4 protein-coding genes and 1 pseudogene are annotated in these 7,574 nt (G+C 40.9%); 4 read left to right on the top strand and 1 reads right to left on the bottom strand.

The features are described from left to right. The first annotated feature begins 161 nt into the window (after window positions 1–161). The 3 genes from EWV84_RS06310 to EWV84_RS06320 all read left to right on the top strand — a co-directional run bounded on the left by EWV84_RS06310 (window position 162) and on the right by EWV84_RS06320 (window position 4,464). The gene (locus EWV84_RS06310) at window positions 162–1,352 is read left to right on the top strand and encodes a HEAT repeat domain-containing protein (RefSeq protein WP_287077222.1); all 1,191 of its coding nucleotides are present in this window, start codon (window positions 162–164) and stop codon (window positions 1,350–1,352) included. Between the two features lie 330 nt (window positions 1,353–1,682). After that, a complete protein-coding gene (locus EWV84_RS06315; RefSeq protein ID WP_287077224.1) occupies window positions 1,683–2,858 on the top strand; it encodes an AccI family restriction endonuclease in 1,176 nt (391 codons plus the stop codon). Further along, the gene (locus tag EWV84_RS06320) at window positions 2,851–4,464 is read left to right on the top strand and encodes an HsdM family class I SAM-dependent methyltransferase (protein WP_287077227.1); all 1,614 of its coding nucleotides are present in this window, start codon (window positions 2,851–2,853) and stop codon (window positions 4,462–4,464) included. The genes EWV84_RS06315 and EWV84_RS06320 overlap by 8 nt, the downstream gene beginning before the upstream one ends. A gap of 215 nt (window positions 4,465–4,679) precedes the next feature. Here EWV84_RS06320 and EWV84_RS06325 read toward each other — a convergent pair whose 3' ends face one another. Beyond that, entirely contained in the window at window positions 4,680–6,920 is a 2,241-nt protein-coding gene (locus EWV84_RS06325; RefSeq protein ID WP_287077229.1) for a glycoside hydrolase, read from the bottom strand. Window positions 6,921–7,441: 521 nt separating this feature from the next. On the opposite strand from EWV84_RS06325, the pseudogene EWV84_RS06330 reads away from it, so the two are divergent. Then, a pseudogene (locus tag EWV84_RS06330) lies at window positions 7,442–7,574 on the top strand (IS1/IS1595 family N-terminal zinc-binding domain-containing protein); the annotation flags it as partial.

Here is a 7,574-nt window from a genome sequence, read left to right on the forward strand (position 1 = left end):
CACGCAAACTTTAAACGCTTCGGGAGAGATTCCCTCTTGGTTGGTTGGAGAAATCCTGCTTGCTAACGGAGACTCAATGAACGAAGAATCCCCGTCTCTTTAGAGCGGGGAGCGTCAAATTCTTAGGATAGGTAGCAAGAAAATCGAGGCCATTTCTCACGATGCAAGCTCTGCTAGAAAAAGCTCAGATAGCGTTGAATAAAAAAGACTGGGAGACAGTAAACGCCAGCATACAGCGACTTTTAAACCAAAAAGATGCTATTGAACCGATTATTAACGATGAAATCCTCGATTTAGCCCTAAAAGCTTTACAAAAATGCGATTTTCAACAGCGATGGGAGATAGCGAAACTATTTCCTAAAATCGGTCAATCGGCGATCGCTCCTTTAATTGCCCTGTTAGAATCCGAAGAACAAGATGGGGAAATGCGCTGGTTTCTGGCGAGAATTCTCAGTCAATTTGATGATCGAGCCTGTATTCTCGCTCTCAGTCAATTATTGCAAAGATCGGAGGAGGAGGAAATCAGCCAAATGGCTGCGGCCGCTTTAGCCAATATCGGCAGTTCTGCGATCTCTAGTTTAGGACAATTACTGTCCGACTCGAACAGGCGTTTTTTAGCCGTACAAGCTTTATCACAAATTCGCCGGCCAGAAATTGTCGAACCTCTTTTAACCGTAGTTAAGGATGAATCTAGCGCCATTCGGGCCATGGCGATGGAAGCTTTAAGCAGTTTTCACCATCCCCAGATTACTGCGATTATCCTCGATGCTTTACAGGACCCAGCTATCGATGTGCGACGGGAAGCAATTAAAGCTAGTAGTTACCTAGGGTCAAATTATCCCCAAGCAGATTTAGTTAACCATCTGCAACCGCTGTTATTCGATATCCACCTCGATATCTGTCAAGAAACGGCGATCGCTCTCGGTCGCATCGGCACAGCAACCTCAGCCAAAGCTTTAAATCCACTCCTGCAATCTTCCTTAACTCCCGATAGTTTAAAATTAACTGTAGTTCGAGCATTGGGCTGGATCGAGGATGGGGAAGCTTTAAATTATCTAGAAAAGGCTTTATATAGCGAAAATGTCTTAATTTGTCGGGAAATTATCGCTATTCTCGGCCGGCAAACCTGCCAGAAATTACGCCGACAAGCAGGGGAAATTCTCGGTAATTTTTATCACTCCCGTCCGGCGATCCTCGGTGATACGGGAGTTAAACAGTCTCTAGCGATCGCTTTAGGAGCATTAGATCGGGATAATAAAAGCATTTTGCTGACTTTAGCAGCCGATGGGGAGGCGATCGTCCGTCTCCATGCTCTCAGCGCCCTGAAAAAGCTAGATCATGGGACTATATAGGGCGTTAAAGGGCTTAATTTCCTGTTTCATGCTTCCACACAGAAACGAGAAGAGTCAAAATACTAGGGATCAAGACAAAAAACCACTCCAGACACAGAGGACACAGAGAGAAGGTCGAACTGATTAGTCGAAATTATCACACCATGTACAAGAGAGCCGATAAAGATGACTATTTGGTATGTTATCGGTGAAAGTTTCTGGCTATTGTCGTAAAATATCGGGAAAGTTTCGGTTTTTTGTCCTCTAGGGGTTGCCTAGACCCGAAATTTCGTTATAATGAACAGTTGTTCTGGCCGCAATTAATGTTAATGGTTGGAAATACTAAGATTTTTGCCAGCCACAAGAACACTTCGGCGCAACCGACAGAATGCACCGAAAGGAGCTAACCGAGAAGCGGAGCAACTGTGGTTAAGCCAGTCCGTTGGGTATCATAAAAAAAGAACAAAAATGTACAAAGACGATATTCTGAACCTGATTAAGCAATGCCCATTTAATATTGATACTGAAATACAAATATCTGGCCGTCCACCAACCACGGCTCATTCTAAATTCCTTACTAACAAAGAACAGGGGGATTGGGCTGAACAGATTGTTTATAAATCAATCAACAATTTTTCGGCGGATTATTTTGCTGTTCAATATGGACGATCCGATTCAATATCTGCTGGGGACGAAGGCTTTGCTGATTTTTATACAGAATACCAAAGGGAACTAAATACAATAGGAAAAAGGCCAGATATTTTGATTTTCAAATCATCGGATTTTCCCAAAAGAAATGTTGATATAAATAACGATGACCATGTGAAAAAAGCAGTAGTTGCTTTAGAAGTAAGATCGAGTTCCTTTCTTATTGAAAGATATACAACATTCATGAATGAGAGACAGAAGGATGCGATAAACAGGTGTGGAGCAATTCGAGAGCAAATATTAAATAGCCCTCTTGGTGAACTGCTAAAACGTCAAAAGAGTGAGATTTATAAATTTATAGAAGAAGCGACAGATGAGACATTTAAAGAATTGAACTTTAGGCTTCCTTCATGGTCTTCAACCTCAGAACTCAGAGATTTGAAAAAGCTTTTAAGGGAGTTAAAAGAAAGCATAAAAACACTTCATAAGAGAGATGATTTAAGTATCACTCCAAAAATGGAAGATATTGCCCTCGTAAATAGGTGGATACAAAAATATAATGTGAAACATTTCTATTTACAGGTCTTTTTTGATAAAGCCTATGTGATTTCGTTCCAAGACATCCTTGAACTCGTTTCCAACGACGAAAATGAAGGAAACAATTTTTCAATTGAGCGTGATGAAAAGAACCAAGGGAAGACAACAATAAAGATAAATGTAAAAATTTGCAAGGAAGTTATAGGACGAATTGATATGCCAGAGCATAAATCAGCTATGAAAGAATTAGATAGGGGACGACTTCTGTTTTATGTAACATTTACAGGAGGCCAAGGATATCTTGATAACAACATATTTATGAGAGATGTTATTAATGCGTGAATCTGAGTATATACAAAATACGCCAATCAGCCATAGGAAAGACTACGGACAATTTTTTACACCTCAACTGGTATCTCGTTTTATGGCTCAATGGGTTTTGCGAGACGAACCGGAAACCGTTTTAGATCCCGCATTTGGGCTTGGGGTTTTTTATGATGAAATGATGAAACTCAAACCAAATAATCAGAGCCAATTTATAGGATATGAAATAGATAAAAATATTTTTTCTTACTTGCATGACCTTAATAAGCAAACAAATCTAAATCTATATAATTCTGACTATCTAAAGGCTGAACCAAGCAAATATGATGCAATTATATGCAATCCACCTTATGGGAGATTTCAAAAGTTTCTGAATAGACATGATGTCTTACCGATAATTGAGAAGCAAATCGGCAAAAAACTCATTGGTTATTCTAATATTTCGTCAATCTTTCTTGTTAAAGCCTTAAATGAACTTAAAGAAAATGGTAACTTAGCTTTCATTATGCCATTTGAGTTCTTCAACACAGGCTATGGCAAAGAAATAAAAAAAAGCCTTCTTGATAACTATTTATTAAAACAGATAATTATTTTTTCAAACGAAAAAGAAATCTTTCCAGACGCTACTACAACAGTATGTGTGCTACTTTGCAAAAAAGATAGAATTAAAGAGTCGATCAAGATTACACAAATTGAGTCTGGCGATAACCTCGTGCAGATTTCGGATATTAGTGAATATTATCAAAAAATAATAGATTACTCGGATTTGCCATTCAGTAAAAAATGGACACCTATTTTGATGTCATTATTTTCCGACAAAGTTATGCCAAAAGACTTCGTTAGATTGTCAGTTTATGGTTCATTCACACGAGGTATCGCCACTGGCGCAAACGAATTTTTTGCCCTCAGTAAAGGCAAAATTATCAAATTAGGATTAGATGACAAATCTATTTGTAAATGCCTGACAAAAAGTTCTCAAATACGCCGGCCAGTTTTTACAGAAGAAGACTTCACAAATCTATATGATTTAGAAAAGCCAGTTCACTGCTTAAATATCACTTTTAGCGAAAGTAAAGAAACCCAAGAATACATAAAACAAGGAGAAGCCTTCGGATACCATGAAAGATACCTGACAAGAACGAGAAACCCTTGGTACAAAATAGAAAGCCGAAAACCTGCCCCAATACTATTTGGCGTATTTAACAGGGGACGACTTAAAGTAATCAGAAACCTGACGAATGCTATCAATTTTACCTGTTTTCATTGCTTCTACCCAAATAGTTTTGGTGAACCATTAATCAATAAGCTTTTCGTTTATTTTCTGAGTGATATTGGTCAGGAAATAATTAAGTCGAACAAAAGAAGTTATGGTGATAGCCTAGATAAATTTGAGCCAGGAGATTTAAATGAATCTTTATGTCCAAACCAATCTCAATTTGGATTGATTTCAGAAAAAGAGGCGGAAAGGGTCATAGAAATTGCCAAAAATGATGAAAAAGAGGCAGTTGATAGGAGCAATGCTTTGATTGAAAGAATTGTCAACGCTCAACAAGTCACTGCAGCAATTATGGACAAGCATTTCAGCGATCAGGAAGAAAGTATGGGGAGAATGGGTTCTAGCTGACGGGGGGACAAGAGGACTGAAATCCTTACCTCATGAGCTTTCTGGAGCTTTCAATTGCAAAAGTTCTCCCCACTAGATTCCACTCACTGATAGTAATTTCTAGTAAGCTCGCTCCCATTTCCTATTCTAACCTGCATGATTCATGAAGATTAGCGAGAGAAAATTAAAGCCCCTGTGGACAAGACTTTGATCTTCGCTTGTCCCCCTCTCAGGATTTAAGGTCTTTGCAGGAAGATTAATTCTTCAACGGGGAGGAAATCATAGTATTGACCTTGACTGGCTAAAACTGCGATTAAATGCAGACGAGCATCGGGTTCAATGTGTAATCCTTCCCAAGGGACAGCAATTTCCAAACATTGATTAAAAGAAGCTTTGGCACTACTAGGAACTCGCTGCCAAGTAAAATATTCTTGAGCGGCTTCTAACCAAGTAAATTCCGTGATTAAATTAACTCCTAGATGATGATGATAACCGTAATCGAGGGGCGATCGAGGGGGAATATCTGCTAAGGGAATTGGACTTTGCAGACGATGCACTTCATCATAATACCAATATAAATGCACTTCAGGCGGGATATCTTTGCCTAATTCTGCCCCCGGTTTCCAATCGAAACGCAGATAAAAATTGAGGTGATCCCAACCGAAAAAGACCCTTTGTACTAACGAGACCCGGTGCATTGTACCACTGGCTCCACCAATTTCGATCCGTCCAGCTTTATCCCAATCCTGTTCGTCTCCAAAACCGTCGATAATGGGGTGAATGAAAGCCTCAGGACGATTACTTTGTTTGCTACCGTGTTCTTCCACCGGTTCGAGCAAATAGGAGGGAATTGGCTCATTTAAAGCTTGATAAAGAGCGATCAGGTGTTCGCGGAAAAGTTGGTCAAAAATTGCGTCATGATTGGAGGAATGGCCATAACCAAACCACCAAAACCAATCGGAACCTTCCGCTGCATACAATGCTTCCCACGCGTCGGGGTTATTATCTTCCGTCGCTTCCGGGTGATTAGCGAGGGTTTGACGGGCTAAAATTAGATATTCCCAAGCTTTATTTTTAGCGGGATCGCCGATCCAAGTGGTAAAATTGGCATCGATCCAAGAGCCGCTATGAAGTTGATTGACAGGAATTTTTGCATTAGCGGGAAAGCGATCGAGATATTCGGAGACGGTGACTAATTCGATCGCTTGGTGGTCGCTTAAAAGTTGATAAAGGTTCTCTAGGAAGGGTAAACCGTCTTGATGATAGTTTTCCCAACAGTTTTCGCCATCTAGCGCAATGGTAACTAACCATGGTTTTTCTAGGGTCGTGGTTTCTGCGTTGGTTTTCAGTTGTTCGGCGATCGCTTCTAGGTGTTTAACTAAGTCTGTAGCGGCCTCTTGCGCTTTCATGCCACTATAGCTAAATCCGATCAGATCCGAGAGACGATGATCGCGGAAAACCATCGATAAATTGCCGTTGCTAGTTTCCAGACGGTAGGGACGATAAAGCAATTCCGGTTCGCTAATATTGCCTTTTTCGTCGCGATGAAAGTAATGTCCCAGAGACCAACCTAACACCCCCTCATCGGAACATAACCACTGAAAACCCTGTTTAGCGACAGCGGGGAGAATCGCGGGACTAACGGATTGTTCCGAGGGCCAAAGTCCTCGAGGATGTTTATCAAAGCGATCGATATAGATTTGCCAAGCTTTCTGGAGATGGCGGGAAATATCTTCAGGATAGTGGAAATATTGCCGAGGAAGGGTCATATTCGGCACTGCTACCCGGCCGGCTTCCGAGTTGGCCAGCAGGGGTAAAATTGGATGGGTGTAGGGACTGGTAATGATTTCTAGTTGTCCGGTTTCCTGCATTAACCGGTGTTGCGGCAAGATACGACGCAGAATTTGACGCTGTTTGGAGATAATTCGCTGGCGATCGCTTAAAGTGAAGTTTTTTCCCTGTTCTAACCAGGCAGCGATTTCTGGGTGACTGTGAAAGATAGGATCGATCCAAGCGAGGTTATGCCAAGCTAAGAGATCGCTATAATCTTGCAGATTCCAATGGCTAATACACCAACTATGACCGTTTTCTTGACGCTGTGCGTATAATTGAGCGTAACGGGGGTGCGGATCGATCAGGGTACGATGGTTAGCATCGAAAAAGTGTTCGAGGATAAAGTGTTTTTGTGCCAGGGTTAACTGCGCTTCCGGGGTGACGGTGAGAGCAAGATAGGGGTCTATAGCTAGTCCGTTGACGTAATCCTCTAATTGCAGGATTAAAGAGGGGACAAGGTTGACAGTTTGGTGTAATTTGGGAAAACGTTCTAGAATCAGGATTAAATCGAGATAATCTTTCACCCCATGCAGTCGCACCCAGGGTAAGCGATATTGTCCCGAAGCATCGGTGCGAGTTTGACAGGATTTGTAGAGGGGTTGGTGTTGATGCCAAATAAAAGCGACGTAGAGAGGATAGGCCATGATAATACCGAGGAAAAGTGCATATAACAGGCTTTTAGTCCGTTATTTAGATAATAATGGACAATAAAGCCCATTATAGATTCTTAAAAGTTGATTTCGGTCACTACCATAATCCTATCAACTGGTTTTGAAGGGGTATCGTCTCTTTGTATTTGTTAAAGGATCGGATTCTCTGGGGGTGATTATTTGCAGTTCAGCAGTAGAATCTCTGGTAATGATTCGGTAGTAGTGGTGAGCTATCTTGCTTACCTGGTATGAATTGTGTAAAATATTTATTAATAAAAATAATTGGAACCCGATCAGTCTTTAAACCTCTAGCTTGATCATGCCGTTCCCCTGTCAAGCGTTGTGGTTCTCACCATAGGATCAAGAGGTTCTTCCGAACTTACACTGTAGAAAATTCCTCAAGCTCCCTCTCTGCCCAGCAATGCTCTAAAGTTGATAAATATCAATCTAACAAAAACTCAAAGCCTTATTATACAAGCTTTACAAGCATAAGTTGTTGATAGTTTTACATGACAGGTTCGGTAGAGCCGATCAAGAATGGTTCTATTCATAATGGAAAACCCAAACGTCAATGTAAAGAATGTGGTCGTCAGTTTGTGATCAATCCCACTAATAAAACCGTATCTGACGAAACCAAACAATTAATTG

The sequence above is a fragment of the Microcystis sp. M_QC_C_20170808_M3Col genome (assembly GCF_007095505.1).
GTDB lineage: Bacteria > Cyanobacteriota > Cyanobacteriia > Cyanobacteriales > Microcystaceae > Microcystis.